Origin of the sequence: Flavobacterium sp. RSSB_23 (assembly GCF_051547145.1) — a bacterium.
Taxonomy (GTDB): domain Bacteria; phylum Bacteroidota; class Bacteroidia; order Flavobacteriales; family Flavobacteriaceae; genus Flavobacterium.
The window spans coordinates 204899-228550 of the sequence record NZ_JBPTTO010000002.1 but is presented as its reverse complement, the minus strand read 5'-3'; the positions used below and the strand labels follow the sequence as shown (position 1 = coordinate 228550).

The 23652-nt window shown below is 36.2% G+C and carries 21 protein-coding genes; 10 read left to right on the top strand and 11 right to left on the bottom strand.

Annotated elements, in window-relative coordinates:
• Positions 1–26: 26 nt before the first annotated feature.
• Positions 27–1046 (bottom strand): phenylalanine--tRNA ligase subunit alpha, encoded by a 1020-nt coding sequence (gene pheS, locus ACSVH9_RS04560; protein ID WP_438063029.1) that lies wholly within the window; start codon positions 1044–1046, stop codon positions 27–29.
• A gap of 108 nt (positions 1047–1154) precedes the next feature.
• Positions 1155–1511 carry a hypothetical protein gene (locus tag ACSVH9_RS04555; RefSeq protein WP_159688590.1) on the bottom strand — a complete coding sequence of 119 codons (357 nt, stop codon included), beginning with the start codon at positions 1509–1511 and terminating at the stop codon, positions 1155–1157.
• A gap of 161 nt (positions 1512–1672) precedes the next feature.
• On the opposite strand from ACSVH9_RS04555, the gene ACSVH9_RS04550 reads away from it, so the two are divergent.
• Positions 1673–2173, top strand: coding sequence for a CvpA family protein (locus ACSVH9_RS04550; RefSeq protein WP_159688593.1), 501 nt, complete (start codon positions 1673–1675; stop codon positions 2171–2173).
• Between the two features lie 76 nt (positions 2174–2249).
• Here ACSVH9_RS04550 and ACSVH9_RS04545 read toward each other — a convergent pair whose 3' ends face one another.
• The 8 genes from ACSVH9_RS04545 to ACSVH9_RS04510 form a co-directional block, all read right to left on the bottom strand.
• Complete coding sequence (locus ACSVH9_RS04545) at positions 2250–2996, bottom strand: tetratricopeptide repeat protein (RefSeq protein ID WP_438062674.1); 747 nt, start codon at positions 2994–2996, stop codon at positions 2250–2252.
• A 5-nt stretch (positions 2997–3001) separates the two neighbouring features.
• Entirely contained in the window at positions 3002–4753 is a 1752-nt protein-coding gene (locus tag ACSVH9_RS04540) for a BatD family protein (RefSeq protein ID WP_438062673.1), read from the bottom strand.
• 20 nt (positions 4754–4773) lie between these two features.
• Positions 4774–5535 (bottom strand): tetratricopeptide repeat protein, encoded by a 762-nt coding sequence (locus ACSVH9_RS04535; protein ID WP_438062672.1) that lies wholly within the window; start codon positions 5533–5535, stop codon positions 4774–4776.
• A gap of 66 nt (positions 5536–5601) precedes the next feature.
• Positions 5602–6633, bottom strand: coding sequence for a VWA domain-containing protein (locus tag ACSVH9_RS04530; RefSeq protein WP_064716031.1), 1032 nt, complete (start codon positions 6631–6633; stop codon positions 5602–5604).
• Between the two features lie 141 nt (positions 6634–6774).
• Positions 6775–7776, bottom strand: a complete 1002-nt coding sequence (locus ACSVH9_RS04525; RefSeq protein WP_024982511.1) for a vWA domain-containing protein — start codon at positions 7774–7776, stop codon at positions 6775–6777.
• Complete coding sequence (locus ACSVH9_RS04520; RefSeq protein WP_438062671.1) at positions 7776–9404, bottom strand: hypothetical protein; 1629 nt, start codon at positions 9402–9404, stop codon at positions 7776–7778. The genes ACSVH9_RS04525 and ACSVH9_RS04520 overlap by 1 nt, the downstream gene beginning before the upstream one ends.
• A gap of 48 nt (positions 9405–9452) precedes the next feature.
• The gene (locus ACSVH9_RS04515) at positions 9453–10316 is read right to left on the bottom strand and encodes a DUF58 domain-containing protein (RefSeq protein ID WP_298300784.1); all 864 of its coding nucleotides are present in this window, start codon (positions 10314–10316) and stop codon (positions 9453–9455) included.
• Between the two features lie 74 nt (positions 10317–10390).
• Positions 10391–11395 carry an AAA family ATPase gene (locus ACSVH9_RS04510; RefSeq protein ID WP_159688622.1) on the bottom strand — a complete coding sequence of 335 codons (1005 nt, stop codon included), beginning with the start codon at positions 11393–11395 and terminating at the stop codon, positions 10391–10393.
• 211 nt (positions 11396–11606) lie between these two features.
• Between ACSVH9_RS04510 and ACSVH9_RS04505 the strand changes: the two genes are divergently transcribed.
• The 9 genes from ACSVH9_RS04505 (at position 11607) to ACSVH9_RS04465 (ending at position 22754) form a co-directional block, all read left to right on the top strand.
• Positions 11607–12479: an aldo/keto reductase gene (locus tag ACSVH9_RS04505; protein ID WP_438062670.1), complete on the top strand. Its 873-nt coding sequence runs from the start codon at positions 11607–11609 to the stop codon at positions 12477–12479.
• A gap of 206 nt (positions 12480–12685) precedes the next feature.
• Positions 12686–13438 (top strand): SDR family NAD(P)-dependent oxidoreductase, encoded by a 753-nt coding sequence (locus ACSVH9_RS04500; protein WP_438062669.1) that lies wholly within the window; start codon positions 12686–12688, stop codon positions 13436–13438.
• A 131-nt stretch (positions 13439–13569) separates the two neighbouring features.
• Positions 13570–14721: an ATP-binding protein gene (locus tag ACSVH9_RS04495; RefSeq protein ID WP_438062668.1), complete on the top strand. Its 1152-nt coding sequence runs from the start codon at positions 13570–13572 to the stop codon at positions 14719–14721.
• Positions 14722–15112: 391 nt separating this feature from the next.
• The gene (dcuC, locus tag ACSVH9_RS04490) at positions 15113–16477 is read left to right on the top strand and encodes a C4-dicarboxylate transporter DcuC (RefSeq protein ID WP_438062667.1); all 1365 of its coding nucleotides are present in this window, start codon (positions 15113–15115) and stop codon (positions 16475–16477) included.
• Between the two features lie 2 nt (positions 16478–16479).
• Positions 16480–17634 carry a beta-aspartyl-peptidase gene (gene iadA, locus ACSVH9_RS04485; protein WP_438062666.1) on the top strand — a complete coding sequence of 385 codons (1155 nt, stop codon included), beginning with the start codon at positions 16480–16482 and terminating at the stop codon, positions 17632–17634.
• Between the two features lie 10 nt (positions 17635–17644).
• Positions 17645–18976: a porin gene (locus ACSVH9_RS04480; protein ID WP_438062665.1), complete on the top strand. Its 1332-nt coding sequence runs from the start codon at positions 17645–17647 to the stop codon at positions 18974–18976.
• A gap of 94 nt (positions 18977–19070) precedes the next feature.
• On the top strand, positions 19071–20591 hold the full coding sequence (locus ACSVH9_RS04475; RefSeq protein WP_438062664.1) for a M14 family zinc carboxypeptidase: 1521 nt from the start codon (positions 19071–19073) through the stop codon (positions 20589–20591).
• A 6-nt stretch (positions 20592–20597) separates the two neighbouring features.
• Positions 20598–21881 (top strand): hypothetical protein, encoded by a 1284-nt coding sequence (locus ACSVH9_RS04470; protein ID WP_438062663.1) that lies wholly within the window; start codon positions 20598–20600, stop codon positions 21879–21881.
• A 105-nt stretch (positions 21882–21986) separates the two neighbouring features.
• Complete coding sequence (locus ACSVH9_RS04465; protein WP_438062662.1) at positions 21987–22754, top strand: lamin tail domain-containing protein; 768 nt, start codon at positions 21987–21989, stop codon at positions 22752–22754.
• 70 nt (positions 22755–22824) lie between these two features.
• On the opposite strand, the gene ACSVH9_RS04460 is transcribed toward ACSVH9_RS04465, so the two are convergent.
• Positions 22825–23532, bottom strand: a complete 708-nt coding sequence (locus tag ACSVH9_RS04460; RefSeq protein ID WP_438062661.1) for a heterodisulfide reductase-related iron-sulfur binding cluster — start codon at positions 23530–23532, stop codon at positions 22825–22827.
• Positions 23533–23652: the final 120 nt, after the last annotated feature.

Genomic DNA, 23652 nt, shown 5'->3' with positions numbered 1-23652 from the left:
AACTGCTAAGGACTATTAACTAGTTACTAAATAATCGATTTAAATTGCTCTAAGAAACGCACATCGTTTTCATAAAACATACGGATATCACCAATTTGATACAACAACATAGCGATACGCTCTACTCCCATTCCAAAAGCAAAACCATTATACTCATCTGGATTGATACCACAATTGGTTAAAACATTAGGGTCTACCATTCCGCAACCACCAATTTCTAACCAACCCGTACCTTTGGTAATACGATAATCGGTTTCAGTTTTTAAACCCCAATAAATATCTATTTCGGCACTTGGCTCTGTAAACGGAAAATAAGACGGTCTAAGACGAATTTTTGACTTCCCGAACATTTCCTTCGTAAAATACAAAAGCGTTTGTTTTAAGTCGGCAAAAGACACATCCTTGTCGATGTACAAACCTTCTACTTGATGAAAGATACAGTGCGAACGAGACGAAATGGCTTCGTTACGAAATACACGACCTGGAGAAATCGTACGAATAGGTGGTTTGTTATTTTCCATATAACGTACCTGAACCGATGAAGTATGCGTACGCAACAACACATCAGGATTGGTTTGAATGAAAAAAGTATCTTGCATATCACGAGCAGGATGGTATTCTGGCAAGTTCAAGGCTGTAAAATTATGCCAATCGTCTTCGATTTCTGGTCCTTCAGAAACATTGAAACCAATGGTTGAGAAAATATCAATAATTTGATTTTTCACTAAGGATATTGGGTGACGTGAACCTATAGTGATTGGTTCGCCCGTTCTGGTTAAATCGCCATAAATACCTTTGCTTTCTTGCTGATTTTCTAAACCTTCCTGAATCGATTTTACTTTTTCTTCAGCAGTAGTTTTTAGTAAATTGATGACTTGTCCAAATTCCTTTTTCTGCTCGTTTGGCACATTTTTAAACTCGGCAAACAACTCTTTCAAAAGTCCTTTACTTCCCAAATATTTGATTCGGAACGCTTCTAATTCCGCTCCATTTTGAGTAGAAAACGCTTGTGCTTCTGCAATGTATTCTTTTATCTTATCTATCATTTTCATTCCATAATTGAGGTGCAAATATATGATTTTTTGTTAGTAGTGACAAGTCGCGACTTGTCAGTACATAGGAAAGTCGCGACTTGTCACTACAATAAAAATATATTATTCAATTACCTCGCGTTCTACAAAATAATTCACAATCGCTTCTTTCATCAAAACGGTTTGTTCACCGGCTTTTAAAGGCGGTAATTCCTCCTTCACTTTATAATGTGGCCAACCTTCTTCATCAAAAAAATCAAACTCATAAAACCCATAAGGTTCCAGCAATCTACAAATAGCAATATGCATCAGATTTACCTTTTCATCTTTCTTGAATTCACGGTGTACCTGACCCAACTCTTGTACACCAATCAGGTAAATGATAGCGTCTAAATCCAAATCCTCGCCTTGCGAAAATCGATCTGACAATAAGGAAACCAAGCGTTCCCAACGTTCTTTTAACTGTATATCTCTAGACATTATTTTAAAATTTAGGAATTAGGATTAAAAAAATTAGGATTTGAGAACAAATACTATCATTTAATGCTAAATAATTTTCGGCAAAGATAAGCACTTGAAAATTGAGTTACGGTATCGCCTATTTCTTTTATATTTGCGGTTTTAATTTTTTACCCTAAAATATGACTTTTTTTGATCTTTTAATCGGTGGTTTATTGGCGTATGCCTTGTTCAAAGGCATTCAGAACGGCCTTTTTGCCGAATTGGCTTCTTTAGTTTCTTTGTTGATTGGAATTTACGTAGCGGTAAAATTCTCAGCACTTATGGCATCCATAATTTCAAGCATTGTAAAATGGAATCCGTATACAATACAAATAGTGGCTTTTATACTAACCTTCATTGTGGTAGTGGTTGGTATCTATATGCTTAGTAAATTTTTTACAGGTCTAGCCGATTTTGCTTATCTAGGTTGGATCAATAAAGTAGGTGGTGGCGTATTTCGAGTGTTGAAATTTGTACTGATTATCAGTGTATTTTTGACCATTTTCGAAAAAATCAATTACCATAATTTCTTGGCTAAAAAAGAGACTTTAGATAAATCGCTATTTTTTAACCCGATACAAAAAACGTCCGCTTTTATTTTTCCTTCCTTAGAGAAGCTATACGATAAAGCTAAAAAATAAGATCCTTTCTTTAAAGCATACAAAAGCGCCCTTGAAATCTCAAATCCTCAAGGGCGCTTTTGTATATAATCATTAATTACTTTACTTCTTTTATCGCACTAGCATTAAGCCAACCCTCAGTACCATCGGTAAGTTGCACTTTTCTCCATTGCTCTAAATTTTCCAGTACATAGACTTTGGCACCTTCGTGAAGCATTATAACAGCTGGGCTGGAATTCTGCGGCTCGCTTTTGACTTCTGTAATTGCTGCGAAAAGGATGGCTGGTCGATCATTTTTAAAATGACTTTGTTCAAAATAACCCGCAAAAACGCATATCAAAACGAGTAGCAATCCAAAAAACATCCCAAAGAAAAAAACACGTTTCGCTAAAGAAGTTTGAGCAAAGTAATACCCTAAAAAAAGTAATAGTACTACCACAGCAAATCCTATAGCTATCCACGCCCAAGTATCATAATGAAAGAAAGCGGTAAAATCATGTACCAGTTTCTCGAAACCTACTTTGGGAACCACTTTAATCTCATCAATGGTTTTCTTTTGGGCAAATTTCAAATTATTTAGAATTTCTGTATCATTAGGTTTTAAGACCAAAGCTTTTTCATAATTATAAATCGCTGGCGCTACCTGATTGAGCTTGTAATAACAATTGCCCAAATTGAAATACAAATCGGCAGATTCTTTTTTCTCCGTTTGCACCACCGATTCATAGGCCTGAATGGCTTGCTCGTATTGCCCTCTTTTATACAATGCATTCCCTGACTCAAACCCATTTTGAGCAGTTAAAACACTGGTTATAAATAATAATAAATAAACTATATTTTTCATAGTGGTTACACAATTTGTTTTTCTAATCCCGAAATAATTTCGATGGCTTTATCAAAATCCTGCTGAATGGAAGCACTAGAAGAAGGCGCATAACGCGCAATCTCACAATTCTCGGTCAAAGCAATAAAATCATTTACAGCCTCAGGATTCGCTTTTCTAGACAACAACAATTCTTGAATGTTATCTTTACTCATTTCTGAAGTTTCGATGTGTAATTTGGCTTTTAAGAAATTATGCATCGCTTTTTCGAGTGCCACATAGAACAACTCTTTGTTCGCAATTTGTTTTTTGGCTTCCGACAAATATTTTTTAGCCAATTTATTGTTCATTTTGATTCGATTACCAAAGACATCACTATCTATGGCTTCTTTTTTCTTTTTGAAAATCACAATCAAAGGGATTATTCCAAAAGGAAGCAATAACAGCGCATAAAAGCTATTTGAGCCTAGGAAATCTTTTCCGTGAACGTCTTCAAGCTCTGTTTTGAGCTTGATGAATTTGAATTGCTCCAGATTACTAATCTTATTTTTAGCCGTGCTCGCCACTGCGGTACTGTCTGTAGCAGTCGGACCATCTAAAACAGTCACCAAAATCTCTGGAGAAGTAATCGTTTTGTAGGTACCCGAATTCAAATCAAAATAAGTGAATTGCATTGGTTTGATTGGATAGGTTCCTTTGAACTGCGGAATAATGGTATAACTGTCCGAAATCTTACCTGCCATTCCAGAAAGTGGCGTATTTACGGATTCCGTATGAACAGGGTCATACATTTCTAGAGCGTTTGGAACTACAGGTTTGGGTAAGGTGAATAATTTAAGATTTCCTTTTCCAGCGGCGCTTACTACCAATTCTAAACTTTCACCATTGTGTAGCGTTGTTTTGCTTGGCGTAACTTTAAAATCAAAACTTCCCACAGCACCTGAAAAATCTGCTGGCTTGCCCGATTCTGGCAATCCTTTCACCGCAATGGTTCTTGATCCTGCAGAAACTCTTTTACTCGTTTCTCTAATCATCATTTGACCAAACATATCTCTTCTGTTAGTTGGCAACTGTACATCTATGTCGAGCGATAACGGTTCGATTTCGAGTTTTCCTGATTTTTGCGGATATAAAACGGTTTTTCTTAGCACTACGTAACGGAAACGCTCTCCTCTGAACATCCCTTCTTCAGCGACTAATTGTTTGATATCAATATTTTGGCTCCAAAAATCATTGTATTTTGGCTTACTTAACTCACGCCAATTTGAAATTCCGATATTGTAGCTGAAATACAACTTATACACAACGGTAATGGGCTCGTTGATATACGGATTGGTTTTAGAAACATCGGCCACTAAATACAAATTATTATCGGCAGAAATTTGTCCGTCATTCTCTTCCTGACTTTGTTGTACTGCATTGGTAACAGTAATCTTTACAGGAGAGGTTTTGTATACCTGACCATTAAACTCAATCGCTGCTTGCTTAATCACCAAAGCTCCTTTTCGAGTGGGCAACAAAAAATAAGAATACACTTTTTCAAAAGAGCTCCTACCGTTGACCCAAGATTGACTTACTTGTTGGCTAGGTCCAGCGATGATTCGGAAACCATCGAAAGAAGGTTGAATAAAATTATCACCATCTACATTCATAATAAAGTCAACACGAAGGCGTTCATTTAACGCTAGAGTGTTTTTACTCACTCGTGCCTCAAACTGAACTTGAGCCAGAAGCGGGTTAGCAATTATAAAAAGTGCAACTGCAATAAATTTTTTCATTTTAAAATGCGGTTTTTGAATTACCAATCTTTTTCGGTTTGAACTGGTTTTCCTTGGCCTTGTTTGGCTTTTACTTTATCTTGAATTTTCTTTTCTTCGTTGTTTACAGCATCCAAAAGGTTTTCTAAACGGTCTTTAGAAATATCGCCAGGTTTTGGTTTGGGTTGTCCTTTTTGGTCTTGATTTTTGCTGTTTTTTTGCTCGTTTTGATTAGGATCTTGTTTTTTGTCCTGATCGCCTTTATCGTCTTTTTTGTCTTTGTCTTTATCTCCGTCTTTCTTGTCGTCCTTCTTATCTTTATCCTTGTCTTTGTCTTTTTTATTATCCTTATCGTTTTTCGGTGGATTGTCTTTTAGCATTTTTTTGGCCAAAGCATAATTGTAACGCGTTTCTTCATCTTCGGGATTAGAACGTAAAGCGTTTTTATAAGCATCTACAGCGGCTTCGTAATTTTTATCTTTCATAAAAGTATTACCCAAATTGTGCAATATTTTGTGCTTTTGCGATTTTACTTTGGCTTTGCGTAATGCTTCAACATAGGCGTATTGTGCTTCGGCATTTTGATTTTGTTTGTAAATTGCATTTCCTAAATTGTAGGGAGCCACTGTTCGGTTTGGGAATTTCGATTGTGAAATTCTATAATTCGCCTCCGCTTCTACAAACTTTTTTTCTGCAAATTCTTCATTCGCTTTTGGTAATGCTTTGTCTTTTTGTTGAGCAAATAGGCTGCCTAGCCCCAATAGGGAAAACAAGAAAAGGAATATGAAATATTTTTTAATCATTTGTAATTTTGTATTTTATCACTTTCAAGTACATTTATCAACTTCACATTGGGAGGTTAGAAAACTTTATTTCTCGTTAAACAAATTCAATTTTTTCACCCAACTTGTTTTGCGTTCTAACAGAAAAACATCTACCAAAAGCAGCAGAAAACCAATGGCTAAAAACCATTGAAATTGAGATTGGTACTCCGCCATTTCAGTTGCTTCAAACTCAGTTTTTTGGATTTTATCCAAAGTATTTTTTACGAATTCTAACACTTCTTTGGTATTCGCGCCGTTTACATAGTTTCCATTCGTTGCCTTTGCGATGCTTTTCAAGCTTTCTGGATTCAATTTTGTGATAACGATTTGATTGTCTTTGTCTCTTTTGTAACTTTCAATCACACCGTTTCTACGCAAAGGAATCGTACCTCCTTTTTCTGTTCCGACACCAATGGTGATGATTTTCATACCAATTTTATTGGCTTCTTCGGCGGCGCTTTCAGCTCCTTCAGAATGGTCTTCTCCGTCCGAAATCATAATCATCAACTTGCTTGTTTTGCTTTTTTCATCAAAATAAGTAGCCGATAATTTAATCGCTTCGTCCAAAGAAGTTCCTTGAGACGAAACAATGTCGGTATTCATACTTTGCAAAAACATCTTCGCCACACCATAATCTGAGGTAATTGGCAATACAGGAAAAGCACTTCCTGCATAAGCTACAATACCAATACGGTCACTGCCAAGTTGGTTGATGATTTGAGAGACGATTTGCTTGCTTTTTTCTAAACGACTGGGCGCGATATCCTCAGCCAGCATACTTTTAGAAACATCGACCGCGAAAACTATATCAATACCTTCACGTTTCACCGTTTCCATTTTGGTGCCAATTTTAGGATTCACTAAACCTAAAATCAAGCAGGCAAAAGCCAATACTAACACAATTAATTTCAATACCGATTTAAAACTAGAGCTATCTGGACTCAACTTTTGCACCATTTCAACCGAACCAAATTCGCGTTGTTTTTTTCTTTTCCAATACAAATTGTACAAGAAAACCACTACCAAAAGAGGCAATAAGATGAGTAGATATAAATATTTTTTTTCGTCTAATTCCATTTTCTATTTAAATTCCAAAAATTAAATCCCAAATTCCAATTGTGAGTGTAACTACTCCAAAATAAATTCCATCCATTGGAATTTAGAGTTTTAAAAATTGATTTTTGTTTTATTTAAAACAATCCTTTTTAAATCAATATTTTAAATAAAACTCCTGTACACTGTATTTCTCAAACCAACTTCGATTAGTAACAATAGTCCTGCTAGCAACACAAAAAATCGGAACTTTTCGTCGTAGTCGTAGAATTTTAATTCTTCTATTTCTGTGGTTTCAAGTTTGTTGATTTCGTTATAAATCTGTGCTAGTTTGTCGTTACTTGTTGCTCTAAAGTATTTACCATCGGTTTTTCGGGCAATGTTTTTCATTAATTGCTCGTCGATTTCTACTTTCATCATTTGGAACAAAAAGCCTCCGTTCGGTGCGATTGCATAAGGAAACATTGCCATTCCGTTTGTTCCAATTCCGATAGTGTAGACTTTAATTCCGTATTGTCTGGCAATATCTGATGCGGTTTCTGGTTCAATAAAACCAGCATTGTTTACACCATCTGTTAAGAGAATAATGACTTTACTTTTAGCTTTGCTGTCTTTTAAACGGTTTACGGCTGTCGCCAATCCCATCCCAATTCCAGTTCCGTCTTGCAAAACGTTGTCGTATTTTATGCTTTTGATAGCTTCTTGAACAATCGCTTTATCACTAGTCACAGGAGTTTTAGTATACGATTCGGCAGCATAGACTACCAATCCAATACGGTCATTGGGTCTTTCGTCAACGAAACTGGCTGCCACACGTTTTAGGGCTTCCATTCGGTTTGGCTTTAAATCTTTGGCCAACATACTTCCAGAAACGTCAATCGCCATCACGATATCAATTCCTTTGGTGGTTTTCGTTCTATTGCTCACATCGACTGTTCTAGGTCTTGCCATTGCCACAATCAACAACGCTAATGCCAAAATTCTAAACACGCTTAAGTAAGGTTTCAACTGCACCCAAAATGATTTTTTTCCTTGAAAACCTGCTGTTGAACTCATTTTAAGCGCAGCCACTTGATGATTTCTTTTCCAGAACAACCAAGCAATCACCACTGGCAGTAACAAGAACAACCAAAAAAATTCTGGATTTAAAAACGTTATCTTTTCCATTAGTTTCTTGCTAGTTTTAATTCAACAGAATTCAATATACGTTCTGCTATTTTTGTGGCGTACTCATCTCCTTCTTCGTGCAAAATCATAATTTGCTGCAATCCGCCATTTTGACTAAACAATAAAATCTCATAATACAACTTCGTACTGCTATTGGATTTATCGTCAACTTTGGAGAATGTTCCGTATCCTTTGATTCCTTTAAGACCCTCGGGAGTTTCAAAATCCTCTTGTTTAACGAGCATATTTTGAGCGCCTTGTAATTCCATCATTTTTATAGAACCTTCGAGGGCTTTTGACAAATCAAGGGCATTTTCTTGTTTGAAACTATAAGTGGACACCATCAAATAGAAATCTCCTAAAAAGCTTCCATAGCCAAAAGATTGCATATCTTTAATTAATGCTAGACCTTCTTTTGGTAACGCTTTTTTCAAATCAACACGGGTCAAGACTTCTGGAGTTTCAATGATTACACCAGGGTTTCCGTATTGACTTTTTACCCATTCTCCTTCAAGTAATTCTTTGGTTTGATGTCCGATAATAGAATGTACCGTGTACATAAATCCTTTGGTTACCACAAAAAACAAGAATACTCCGATTACGATTCCTACACCAACTCCAACATAAGTTCTGATTTTCGCTTTGCGTTCTTTTTCTAATTGAAGCTGTAATTGCTTTTGTTTTTGTGCTTCGTTCAACACATTTTCCTCTTCAGATTCAACTACAACAGGTATTGCATTATCAAGGGTTAAAATCGCTTTTTGAATTTTATTTCTATCTTCTGTGATTTCAAAATCTAGAGGTTTAGATTTCGCAAATTTCACCAAATCGGCTTGTTTCAATACACGTTCTAAGTTATCGATTGTTTCTTGAGATAACTTCATTTTCTTTTTCTGAGAAGCCGCTTTTAATCCCGCAACCAATTCCGCTGTGGTACTTTCCATAGCTGGAATGGCTATGGCTTCTTCGATATAATTTCTAGCAATATCCGTCAATTCGCTATAATATGCTTTTACATCACCTTTTTGCCAAAGCTCTTTTTGCTCTAAAGTATTCAATAAACTCGTGGCTTTTTCGATAGGCGTTTTGTAAACGACAACTTCTGGTGCCACTGTTTTTTTACGAATTTTGAAGTACCAATAGGCTACTGCCCCAACGATAACAAGAGCTATCAAAAGATACAACCACCAATTGCCCCAAGAATCTTGCGCTTTGATGATGCCTTTGATGTCGTACATTTTTTGTTTCAATGTATCAACAGCAACATTAGCGACTTCCACTTTAATAGAATCCGAGAAAAAAGGTTTTTTATCGATTAAAATCTTTACCGAAGGAATGGTATATCTTCCAGAATCAAACTGAGTCAAACCATACTTTTTGATTAACTCAATTTGGTCATTTTTTTTAACCGTATCAATTGGATAGGATTCGATAACTTCTAATGGTCCAATATTTTTTAGGTTAGGAAAAGCAACCTTTGAAGTAGTTTTTACCGTAGTCTTTAGAGTTAGTTTAAACTCCGCGCCAATTTTATTTTTGGTGGTGTCTATAGACGTGAACACTTGTTTTTGCTGAGCAAAAAGAGAAGTCGATAGCGCTATAAATAATAGGTAAAGTTTAATTTTCATTTGTTTTTACTTTAACCCTTACAGAGTTTAAACTCTGCAAGAATTAGTTTAACGAGATTTAAAATAACTCAATAGTTTAGTCACGTAACTTTCATCAACTCTGGTGTTCACAACTCCTGAGCCTGACTTACGAAAGGTTTCCTTAAAATAATTCACTTTATCTTGATAGTGCTTTTCATAATTCATTCGAACTGTTTTTGAACCTGTATTGATTAATTGAGTTCGTCCTGTTTCGGCATCGAGCATCGTCACCATTCCTAAATTGGGCATTTTTTCTTCGCGAATATCGTACACTCGTATTCCAGTAATATCGTGCTTTTTGGAAGCAATCTTCAAGGTTTGCTCGTAATTTTCACACATAAAATCAGAAATCATGAACACAATCGCTTTCTTTTTTTGAGTGCTTGATAGAAATTTCAAGGCTTGAGCAATATCTGTTTTATGGCTTTTAGGCTCAAATTCGATTAGTTCTCGTATCAGACGCAAGACGTGAGAACGTCCTTTTTTGGGTGGAATGTACAATTCTATTTCGTCAGAAAACAAAATCAAACCTATTTTGTCATTGTTTTGAGTGGCCGAAAAAGCCATAGTAGCGGCAATTTCAATGACAATTTCCTTTTTGAACTGACTTGTAGAGCCAAAATTTTCAGAACCCGAAATATCGACCATTAACATCATCGTCAACTCGCGCTCTTCTTCAAAAACTTTTACGTGGGCTTCGTTATAACGGGCAGTTACATTCCAATCGATAGCGCGAATATCGTCACCATATTGGTATTGACGCACTTCGCTAAACGTCATTCCGCGGCCTTTGAAAGAGGTATGATACTCACCAGAAAAGATATGATCGCTCAATCGTCTGGTTTTGATTTCTATTTTTCGTACTTTTTTTAAAAGCTCTTTTGTATCCATTTATTAAGTGATTAGTGAATAGTAATTAGTGAATAGTAAAAGCTAATTACTAGTCACTAATTACTAGTCACTTTTTAGGGTACTTCGATTTCGTTTACGATTTTGTTGATGATGTCTACCGAAGTTACGTTTTCAGCTTCGGCTTCGTAGGTTACACCAATACGGTGACGCAATACATCGTGAACCACAGCGCGAACATCTTCTGGAATTACATAACCACGACGTTTGATAAACGCATAACATTTGGCAGCATTGGCCAAGTTGATACTTCCACGAGGGGAAGCTCCAAAACCAATCAAAGGTTTTAAGTCGGCTAGTTTATATTTCTCAGGGTAACGCGTTGCAAAAATGATATCCAAGATATATTTTTCTATTTTTTCGTCCATATACACCTCGCGAACCGCTTCTTGAGCACGTAAAATTTGTTCGACAGAGACTACTGGATTTACTTTTTCATAGCTTCCTTTTAAATTTTGACGAATTACATAACGTTCGTCTTCCATTTTAGGATAGTCAATTACTGTTTTAAGCATAAAACGGTCCACTTGAGCTTCTGGTAACTGATAGGTTCCTTCTTGCTCAATTGGGTTTTGTGTGGCTAATACCAAAAAGGGTTTGTCTAATTTGAAAGTAGTATCACCAATGGTTACTTGCTTTTCCTGCATCGCTTCTAGCAAAGCCGATTGTACTTTTGCAGGCGCACGGTTAATCTCATCGGCAAGGACGAAATTGGCAAAAATTGGTCCTTTTTTGATAGAGAATTCATTTTGCTTGATGTTATAAATCATTGTTCCAATAACATCGGCAGGCAATAAATCTGGGGTAAATTGTATTCTGCTAAAAGAACCTTGAACGGCTTGTGATAGGGTATTGATGGCTAAAGTTTTGGCTAATCCTGGAACTCCTTCTAACAGAATGTGTCCTTGACCTAAAAGCCCAATTAGCAATCGCTCTACCATGTGTTTTTGTCCCACAATAACTTTGTTCATTTCCATTGTAAGCAAATCTATAAAAGCACTCTCCCTTTCTATTTTCTCATTGATTGCTCTAATGTCTAAAGTTGTTGTATTTTCTTCCATTGTTAAGTTTTTATTCTCTTTGATATTTGTCCCTTGTTTTGATGGTGCAAATTGAATTTTTTTTTAGACGTTTGGTGTTAAAAAATGGTTAAAAGTTCGGAAGATTCCCGAATTTTAAGTAAGAATTATGATACTATCTATTAAATTTTAAGAACTTTGAAAAAATTACTTTATTTCCAAAGTTAAATTACATTTTAATCACATTTTAAGCATGACTAAATCTTCATTATCCCCTATTATTGCTGGTGCGATGAATTGGGGCGTTTGGGACAAAAATCTCAAAACAAAAGAGATGGAAAATCTCATTCACATCTGTTTTGAAAACAAAATAACCACTTTTGACCACGCCGATATTTACGGCAGTTATACCACTGAAGCACAGTTTGGAAAAGCACTTTCGAATTCAAAAATTAAAAGAGAGCAGATTCAATTGATTTCGAAATGTGGGATTCAAATGTTGGCCGAAAAAAGAAACAACACCATCAAACATTATGATTATTCGAAAGACTACATTATTTGGTCTGTAGAAAATTCTTTGAAAAACCTGAAAACGGATTTTCTAGATGTACTCTTATTGCACCGACCAAGTCCGTTGATGCAAGCCGACGAAATTGCAGAAGCGGTTGAGAAATTAAAATCCGAGGGAAAAATCATTGACTTTGGAGTATCAAATTTCACCAGTTCACAAACGGAATTGATTCGACAAAAAACTCCGATTTCGTTTAACCAAATTCAATTTTCGGCTACAGATTATCAGCCGATGCTTGACGGAAGCTTGGATTATATGCAACTGCACCAAATTCGCCCATTGTCTTGGAATCCGCTAGGAAGTGTTTTCCGTCAAGAGAATATGCAAACTTACCGCTTGCGCAAATTGTTGGCTACGCTAGTTTCTAAATATGAAATTGGTGCCGACACGATTTTATTGGCTTGGATTTTAAAACATCCCGCTCATATTATTCCAATCGCTGGAACGGTAAATGTGGCGCGTATTCAGTCGTTGATGAAAGCTACTGAGTTACAATTGTCGCAAGAAGATTGGTTTGCGATTTGGACAGAAAGTATGGGTAACGAGGTACCTTAATGTAACTATTGTAAATGATGCCAAAAAGGTAATTTGTTGCCTTTTAACCCCGATAGGAGCGGCATCCTTTTTTTATAAACCTGACAGGTGTTAAAGACCTGTGAGGTTTATAAAAAAAGATATAGCGGATAGCGGGACTTTGCCTCCTGATAAATCCCTTTGTTACTGTTCCTAAAAATTCTTAAACTCTTATCAACTTACATTTTATGATAAAAACTGCCTTAATCACTGGTGCTACCAGCGGTATCGGAAAAGCAACCGCAACATTACTCGCTCAAAATAATTTTAAAATTGTGCTTTGTGGCCGAAGAAAAGACCGATTGGAAGCCTTGGAAAAAGAATTGAGCGCTTTTACTGCTGTTCACCATTTGTGTTTTGATGTTCGCGATAAAAAAGCGGTTTTTGAAAGCATTGGGTCTTTACCCGAAGCCTTTGCGGATATTGACATTTTGGTAAATAATGCCGGAAATGCCCACGGTCTTGACTCCATCCAAAATGGGGATATGGACGATTGGGACGCTATGATAGATATTAATGTCAAAGGATTGCTGTATGTTTCTAAAGCGATTATTCCAAAAATGATTGCTAAAGAATCTGGACACATCATCAACATTGGGTCGATTGCGGGAAAGGAAGTATACCCGAATGGCAATGTGTATTGCGCTTCAAAATATGCGGTAGATGCGCTAAATCAGAGTATGCGAATCGATTTGAATCCTTACGGAATCCGTGTTGGAGGTATTCATCCCGGAATGGTAGAAACGGAGTTTAGCGAAGTGCGTTTTAAAGGCGATACGGAACGCGCTGCCAATGTTTACAAAGGATTAGCGCCTTTGCGACCTGAAGATATTGCGGATATTATTCATTTTGTGGTGACGCGACCTTATCACGTCAATATCGCAGACTTGATTGTGTATCCAACGGCTCAGGCTTCGCCAACTATTGTAAAAAGAAATTAACTATTTTTAATGTAGTAGAACTATCTATCTTTAATTACATTCAAAAAAAGCTAGATAGTTCTTTTTCTTTACTATACCATCAAAAAAGTGTACTTTTAGAGACCCAAAGTCCATAAAAGACAACCTTAGTTATGATTAATAAACGCTTGCTTATTAAGAACCTATTGGCTCATAATGATGAGAGCAGTTTTTATGACAAAAAGCGACAATTGAATTTGCATTCTAGAGAGGGAAAAGCCAAGTTTTTGAAACATATTTGCGCCTTATCCAACTCCAATCCTACCAACAATTCATATATAGTCGTCGGCGTTGAAGACCAAGACAATGCCATTGTAGGCGATGATTTTTTTGATGATAGTCGGATTCAGAATTTAGTGAATGCCTTTCTCGAAAATCCGCCTCAAATTCAGTATGAAAATGTGCCTTTCCCCAATCTGCCCAAAGATAAAGTGGTAGGTCTTGTTACCATTAAACCCAATCCGAAAACCTCTTTTTTCAAAAAAGGAATTCATACCATACTTGCTAATAGTGTTTTTATTCGAAGAGGCAGTAATACGCTCCCAATAGAAGGCGAAATAGAACGCAATCATCAAAACACCGAAACAGTTATTGGAATCGAAAATAATTCGCGTAACAGCATTGCGTATACATTAGACGGCGTAATTGATTTTATGAATTTTCGTCACAAAGATATGTCGCCTAAATACAAAGTTTTCAAGGAGTTGTTCGTGATTTGCTGGGCGGGAATAGCTAAACATTACAAAGGAAAAACCTATTTGTCTAGAGTAGATATTGCCCTAATCAACGAACAAATTAAGCTTTTTTACTCTGCTCAAGATGTGGTAGAAATTACATTTGACGAGGATACCTTTACGATTATTGAGTATGTCCCTTTGGGATTGAATGACAAAACCAGTTACTATCCTTTGGAAAAACAAACCTTGCGTTTTCACGATAATGGGTATTACAAAATCGATAGGGATTTTCTGTTTGAACCTCCCGAATTCAATACCAAAATGTTGTACCACATTTATAATGCAAACGGCGCTTTGCTCAACAAACTCGAAAAAGGACAACTACTAAACGATAGGGAGTTAAAAGACCTAGAAAACTTACCTTCAACCTTGATGATTTGCTACCTCAACGGATTTGACGATGCCAAACAAAAATTAATTGATGCCAAAGCGGTACTTAAACCTTTTCCACAAGTGTATTTGTCTTTTAAAGAAGCACTAAGAATTTTGAGAAAAATGAAGTATGATGGGCAGTCGGCAGCTAATTAAATTCAGATGTTCAACTAATGGAACATTCATTAATACATAGCACTTTTTATATTTCAAAGTCCTACAACCTATAATTTACTGTTGCCTCTAAACGGTACTTTATCATACTAACACTTCAGCTATCAAAGCCCTATTTAAGCTTATTCAAACTATTAACAATAGTTAACAAGCAGCGTTAAACCTGTCCTAAATTCCGGATACATTGACATATGTCATATCTGCCCCAATAGACAATAATTATTTTTGTAAAAAACACCTATTGAACTGATATTTAAACACTTTTCGACAATAAAATTTATTGGTCGATAGTATTTGCATTTGATTAATTTATACCTTTATGAAAGGTATATGACAGAAAATCAATGCGTTTCAACATTTTAAATCAAATTTTATGATACTAGCAGGTTCTTTAATTGCAATATTCTTTATTGCAATCGTTGCAAGGTTACTAATCAAAAATTACTATGCGCACGCTGTATTACTCATTAGTGGATTACTAATGTTGGGCATCGCTTCTGTACTAGGTTTTGAAATGCCTAAACTAGACAAACCTACTGGTTCTGCATTCTTTGACATTTTTGAATACATCAACATCGCTTTCAGTCAAACCAATGCTAATGTTGGTTTGATGATTATGGCAATTGGAGGATTCGTTGCTTTTATTGATAAAATTGGCGCTTCAGATGCCTTGGTTTATCTGGCAATGAAACCCCTTTCTTTACTCAAAAAATACCCCTACATTATTGCCTCATTAGTTATTCCTATTGGGCAATTTCTATTTATTTGCATTCCTTCGGCAGCGGGCTTAGCACTTTTGTTAATGGCTTCCATTTTTCCTATTATGGTGAATTTAGGGGTGAGTCGACTTTCTGCAGCTTCGGTGATTACGGCTTGTACGGCTTTTGGGGTGGGTCCTGCCTCAGTGATTACCGCACGCTCAGTTAAAATTATTGAAACCGATTCAGTATCTCATTTTTTTGGTGCTCAAATACCATTAATGATACCACTGACTATAGCCCTAATGATTACCTATTACTTTGTCAACAAGTATTATGACAAAAAAATGAAAGTAGAGGTAACCAACGTTGAAGCCAAAGAAATAGAATTGAAAGTACCTGTTTTTTATGCTATTATCCCCATTTTACCACTTATCATTTTATTAGTGTTTTCAGATTTGTTCCAATTCTTCGAAACTCCAATCCACGTGAATACCACAATGGTTATGATTTTTTGTGTATTCGTAGGACTCGTTTTTGAAGCAGTGAGAACCCGAGATATCAAAGTAGTTTTTAATTCATTGAAACTTTTCTTTAACGGAATGGGAGACATTTTTAAATCGGTTGTGACCCTTATTATTGCTGCCGAAATTTTCTCCAAAGGATTGATAAGTTTGATGTTCATTGATGGTTTAATCAGTAGTTCACAAAGTCTTGGTTTGGGTGCTGATGGTATTAGTATTGTGATGGCGCTGATGATTTTCTTAGCTTCGATTTTGATGGGAAGTGGTAATGCAGCCTTTTTTGCTTTTGGTCCTTTGGTTCCTAAACTTACTGGTGAATTGTCTGTTACTACTACGCACATGATTTTACCAATGGAATTTGCTGCCTCAATGGGTAGAACGGTTTCACCTATTTCAGGAGTGCTGTTATCAACCTCAGAAATCGCCAAAGTTTCCCCATTTGATATTGCGAAACGCAATGCCATTCCATTCGTTGTTGCTTTACTAATAATGCTTATTCACCACTTTATACTATAGCTATGTTAAAACTTATTCAAAACGCTACCGTTTATGCCCCAGAATTTTTAGGCAAAAAAGATATTCTTATTGCTGGAGAAAAAATAGTTGCTATCGAGGATGCCATTGCCGTTTCGACGCTGTTTTCAGAAGTGATTGATTTTAAAGGCAAAATCGTAACACCAGGTTTAATTGACCAACATGTCCACATTACTGGCGCAGGTGGTAAACATGGCTTTGGTTCTATGACGCCAGAAATTATGTTGAGCGAATTTATTGCTTGTGGTACTACAACCGTAGTAGGATTGTTAGGTACCGATGGCAGTGCTAGAAGTATAAAAACCTTATATGCCAAAGCCAAATCTTTAGAATCTGAAGGTATTTCGTCGTATATCTTGACCAGTTATTTTGGATTGGATGCGGTTACCTTTACCCAATCTATTCAAGACGATATGATTTTTATCGACAAAGTAGTGGGCTGCAAAGTAGCCATAAGCGATGAAAGGTCTTCGTATCCTGAAGCTATTGATTTACTTCGTGAATTAAAACAAGTGCGAGTGGGCGGATTAATCGCCGGAAAGAAAGGCATTCTTCATATCCATCTAGGTGCGCTTAGTTCTAGAATGGACGTTTTGTTAGAATTAGTTCAAAAATACGAATTCCCAATCGAACATATTTCTCCAACGCACGTGGGGCGTACCCTTCCATTGTTTGAGCAAGCCATTGAGTTTGCCAAATTAGGCGGTATGATTGACATTACCTCAGGCGGAACAAAATATACAGACCCCTACAAATCGGTGTTATATGCTCTAGAAAAAGGAGTCTCTATTGACAAGATGACTTTTAGTAGTGATGGTAATGCTGGAATCGGAATTGTTAACGAACAAGGCGTTACAATTGGATTCAAAAAAGCACCCATTCATTTGAATTTAAAACAAGTGGTATTGTTAGTGCAAGAAGGAAAATTGCCCATTGAACAAGCCTTCAAACTAATCACTAGTAATCCCGCCAAAAATTTAGCTTTAAAACATAAAGGAAGTATAAAAGTAGGTTTCGACGCTGATTTTTGTGCTTTTACCAACGATTTACAATTAACAGATGTTATTGCAAGAGGTAAACAAATGATGAAAGACGGAGACATCCTTGTTTACGGAAATTTTGAAACTAAAATTAATTAACATCCTCACTATGAATATAACAAAACTAAATCATTACCTCTTGGTATTGTTGTGTTTTGTCTTTGGAACTACTGCTTACTCCCAAGATGATGACAAAGATAATTATGACAATGATGAGGAAATCAACTTAGACGCCACTTCCAGTATTGTTCGTTTAAAAAGGAATTATACGCTTGGAGACGGAATCAATCTCATTTCTGAAAATGGTTCAACTATGAACATTACTCAAAGTGTTCAATCAGTGTTTTTAATGAATACTTCCGATGATTTCGAGACTCTGAATTCCCAATTTAGAATCCGAAGAGCCCGAATGAAATTGAGCGGCAATCTTTTCGACAAGAAATTGTACTACAGAATTCGTTTAAACTTTGCTTCAGATTACCAAAGCACTACCTCAGGGAATCGTTCTTTTAACAATCTACTACAAGATGCTTATATCGAATACCGTCCTATCAAAGGACATCGTATCAATTTTGGACTAAGAGCGGATTATTTGGACTCTAGAGAAACCAGGATTGAGGGCGAGGTATTAGGTTTTATAGAACGAAGTGAACTCTCTAGCACTTTTGATGCTATTTTTGATTATGGGATTCGTTACCAAGGAGAATTTAGGATTGCTGGACAATTATTCAAACCTTATCTTTCTATTACCACTGGAGAAGGACAATCTGGATTAACAAAAAACTTTGGAGGTTTTAAATATGGTGCCCGCTTGGATTATCTTCCGTTTGGCTCTTTCTCTAAACTAGGCGAATTTTATATGGAAGATTTGGCAAGAGAAAAAAAACCAAAATTGGTAATTGGAGCCGTATACAGCTATAATGATGGACAAACCTCAGCTAAAGGAACTAACGGTGGTCGCTACTTGTATGGCGATGCGAATCAAAATATTGTGCTGCCTGATTATCAAAAATTTGGAGTTGATTATATGTTCAAATACAGAGGATTCTATTCTTTGGGAAGTTATTTTATGACGCAAGCCAGTGTTCCTACCAATATTGCAGGTGAATTTTCTTTATCTGGAAACTTCACACCCTTCACAGGAACTCCCGAGGAAACCAAAAATAGAGTACTATCTCGATTAAACTTAGGCTCTGGCTTCAATGTTCAAGCTGGGTATTTATTGCCTTCAAACTGGTCTTTTGGAATGCGTTATACCCAATTATTCCAAGATGAAATATCCAATTCTTTTGATACGTATGATAAAAGCTATTCACTTGTAGCGACCAAATACCTATCTGGTCACGATTTAAAGATTCAAGCAGAAATAGGAAAATCGAACATAAAAGGAGGCTCCAATGATTATTTATATGGACAAATAATGGTAACCATACAATTATGATTATGAAATCGCCACTTATAACAGGTTTGTTGCAAACAAACACCAATAAAAAGGCGATACCATATATGACCTTTAAAAAATAAATTTTACATATATGAAAAAGATATGCGTCACATTAGTTTGTTTTCTTTTTGCCATACACCTCAGCGCTCAAGAAAACGATATTTATACCAAATTCTTCCCTGATTCTCAAAAAGAATTTCCTGTACCCATTACTAGTGGGAGCGATTACTATACCAGCTATACTAACGTGCTTAAATTTTTAGACAATTTAGCCGTAAAGCACCCTGAGATAATGACTGTTTCAAACATTGGAAAATCACAAAGAGGCAACACTATTCCATTGGTCACTTTAAATAAAAAAAACAATACAAGCGATGCACAAAAAGTTCGAGTGACCTTCTTAGGAAGTATGCACGGAGATGAACCCATCAGCACCGATGCCATGTTAAACACTATTTATGAAATTCTTGAAAATCCTAGCTATAGCTCCTATTTAGACAAGGTCATACTTGAAATCGTTCCTGTTGTAAATGTAGATGGTCATAAAGACGAAACCCGATTTTCGAATGATGAAACCGATTTGAATCGAAATCTAGGAATACTCAATGTACCTGAAACCGTGAATATCAAAAACGCTATCAACACTTTTGACCCTCATATCGTTATTGATTTTCACGAGTACAACCCACAACGAAAAGATTTCTTAGATATTGATGATTGTTTGACTTCATCATACGATGCGATGTTTTTGTATTCAGGCAATCTCAACGTGGATGAAAACATTCGAAAAATGATTGAAAAAGATTTTGTTATACCAACCCAAGCAGTATTAGAAAAAAACAAAAGAGTGGTACGCAATTATTGCACGTCACAACGAATGGACAATCAAGTCATCTTAAATATTGGAGGAATAACCTCTCGTTCTAGTGCAACCAATTATGCTTTACAAAACAGAATTTCTATCCTAATGGAAATTCGAGGAGTGACCGAGAAAGAAAAAGCCGTAAAAAGAAGAATTGAAACATCCACTTTGGCAGCTTTATCTTATTTAGAAATTGCCAATAAAGAGTCCGAAAACATAAAATCGACGGTAGAAAAAGCCAATCAAAAAGCGATTCAAGGTAAAACAGACATTGTAATTGTTTCAAAACCGACTATGATTGAGTCCAATTTTCAATTCATAAATACGTGTACCGATGAGTATTCCATTTATAAATTTTTAGCCAAAGACAACAACAATCACATTCCAGAGGAAACCAGAAAACGACCTGAGGGCTATGCTATTATTACAAAAAGCAAACCTTTATTTAACGTATTAAGAACTTCTGGAGTTGAATTTTCGGTTACTGAAAAACCTTATGAAATGGAGGTTGAAACCTATGTGCCAACGACAAACGCAACATTCGAATTGAAAAAAGAAACGATGAACATCCCTGCTGGTTCCATATTAATCAATACGCATCAAAAAATGGGCAATACCATCGTGGATTTACTAGAACCTGAAGGAGCTAATTCGTTATACCAAAACAAGATTTTAAAATCATTACCCAATTCCGATACATTACGACTATTACGCGTGAATTTGAGTCAAATCGTTCAATTACAAAATTAATTTATCATGCAAAAAACACTTAAATATACTATCGCTGCCTTACTATTAATCAGTACTTATGGTAATGCACAAGAGATAAAGCAAGTCCAAAAAACAGATTCTACCTTTATTTACAAAAACGGAGAAGGAACCTTTATCACTTTGGGTAAAAAGAACAAATCTGTGGTTACTATTTCTGGAACCATCCAATCTGGTATCGCTTTCAACAAAGCCGATGATGGCACTGATACCGAAAATACCAGCAGAATGTCTATCAATATGGCCCGTATCTACTTGAACGGCTCTTTTTTGAATGACAAAGCGCGAATTGGTTTGGTTACTGATTTTACAGGAACCAAAGGCCTTTTAGAAGCTTGGGTAGGCTTGAATCTTTATAAAAACAATGCTTATTTATATTTTGGTGAAAAACGAACGAATACTAACAACCGTTTGGCCTTAGAAGACGAACGCTTTGCCCAAAATATTTCACAAACCATCGCTGGACAATCCAATGATGGCGTGGCTTATGGTGGATTAATGCAAAACTTTGTAGGCGCAACACGTGAAGGAGGTTTGTTCATTGAAACGAATTTCACAATTGGAGGCGTTAGATTGTATCCCTCAGTATCGATTACCACGGGAGATGGTCAAATCGCTTTTGGTGAACAATCAAATTCAGGAATGAAATATGGTGGCCGTTTAGATATCATGCCCTTAGGTGATTTTATCAAAAATAATGCGTTTATCAGTCATGATTTGTACTACGAACCATCCTTAAAAATAGCTTTTGGTGTGGCTGGAAGCTATAATGTAAAAGCCAGCGAAGCTAGAGGAAGTGGTAGTAACATTATCACAGGAATTTTTGATAAAGACGGTAAAGCCACCTATGCAGATTACCGTAAAATTGTAACCGATTTTAACGTAAAATACAAAGGATTCTCTTTCATAGGTGAATATACCAATGCCTCAGTAAATGGTAAAAACTTGTACAGCAACAGCTCCGCTTCTACCCTTTTGAATGCTGAAACATCGGCTACAAAATACAATATGGGTTATGGTGTCAACTTACAATCGTCTTATGTAACCCGCAACGGATGGGCTTTTGATACTCGCGTTTCTTTCATTGAACCAGAAGTAGATGCAGCAACTTCTTTAATCCAAAAAGAAAATTGGTACACTGTCGGTATCAACAAATACTTGAAAAACAATGCCTTGAAAATTGGTATAAATACTACGTATGTAGACCGAAAAGTAGAACCTGCTAACACCTCTAACTGGAATACCAATTTAGGCGTACAATTAACTTTCTAAAATTATTATTATGAAATCGCCATTATCAAAAAGTTTGTTGCAAACAAACACCGATAAGTAGAAAGCGATACCATATATGACCGCTAACAAATAAATTTTACACTTATGAAAAAATATCTATATACCAGCTTACTAAGCATCGTTTTCTTCACAGGATGTTCCTCTGATTTCACCGAAGAAAAAATAGACATTCCAACCAATGACTTTCAAGAATTGTTGATTTCAGAAATTGCTACGTTTGTAAATACCGATGCTACTGCAGGTTCAAAAAGAAACCATTATATCGAATTATATAACGGAACAGATAAAGCAATCGATTTATCGAACTATGCTATTGGTTACCAAGCCACCTCTGATGAGGCTACCTTAGCAGAATGGACCTTTACTGACCCTAACAATTACCTACTCTTAACAGGCTCATTGGCCAGTGTAAAAGCCTATGTAATTGCCTCTGTACAAGCCGATGCTACTGCAGTAAAAAGCGATATTACTTGGGGCACAACAAGTACTAATAGCACCAACGCAAGTACACCACTACAACTAAGTGGGAATAGCGCTATTGCTTTATTGAAGAAAGACGCCGCAGGCACACATACCTTAAACGGAGCAAAATATAAAATTATTGATGTGTTCGGAAGTCCAAAAGTGGCTAGAGTTACAGCGACAATAACCTCAACTCGAAACAATTTTATGTGGACTATTTCAGGTGAAACCTCAGAAACCCGAAACAATACCTTCTGGAGAAAGAAAACCGTAACCAAACCTAATACGGATTGGGCTGTTTCTAAAGGAACAACTGCCTTAGATTCTGAATGGAATATTTCTCCTGCCAGAGCTTGGGATTATTCTAATATAGGATTGTATACCAATTAATTCTTAAAAAAATAACAAAGAAGCCAGCAAAATTGCTGGCTTCTTTGCTTTATAAACCTTTTATATTTGCTTATCGCGTCACTTCTTCAATCAAATAAAAAATAGAAGTAAACGATATTCCACTAGATTTTTCTAAACCAATTTCACACGTTCTACTGGTGGAATAGCCACTAGTACAATTACTCGGTATTTGATTTTTAATATCTCTTAATCCGTGTTCGTTTAATTCAGGAATCAAGAAACCACGGTCACCTGCAAAGCCACAACAGTTGCTGTCAATCATCGTTACGTCCTCAGCACAATAGTGCGCCAAAGCCAATAATTGCTCCATTTTTCCGATTTTCTTTACCGAACAAACAGGAAAAATAGTCACTGCTTCCTTTTTCTTTTTTACGGTTAATTTAGGCAACACAAAGTCCAACATAAACTCAATTGGGTCAACAATTTTCAAATTGCTGGTGAATTCTTCTTTGGAATGGTAAAAACAAGGACTCATATCGTACAAAATAGGATACTTGCCATTCTCTGAAACACTTAGCAAATCCGCTTCTAAAAGTTGGGATTGCTTATGATTCACGGCAACAAAACCTTTGCTAGAAAAAGGCATTCCACAACAATGCGCATCCAATTCTTTTGGATAAATAATGGTATAACCCGCCCTCACCAACAACTGATGAGTCAGTGCTGTGAGTTGTAAGTCTTCTTCTTTTTGAAATTCGTTTTTTCCCATCGCACGGTTGATGCAGGAAGGGAAATACACTACTTTTAAATCAGCCATTTTTCTTTATTTTTTGCCACGAATGCACTAAATTTTAAATTTATTTCACCGCAAATTACTTCGTCTATTCGCTATCGCTCGGGTCGCAGATTAAGTTTTACAACTACTTAAATTAAAATT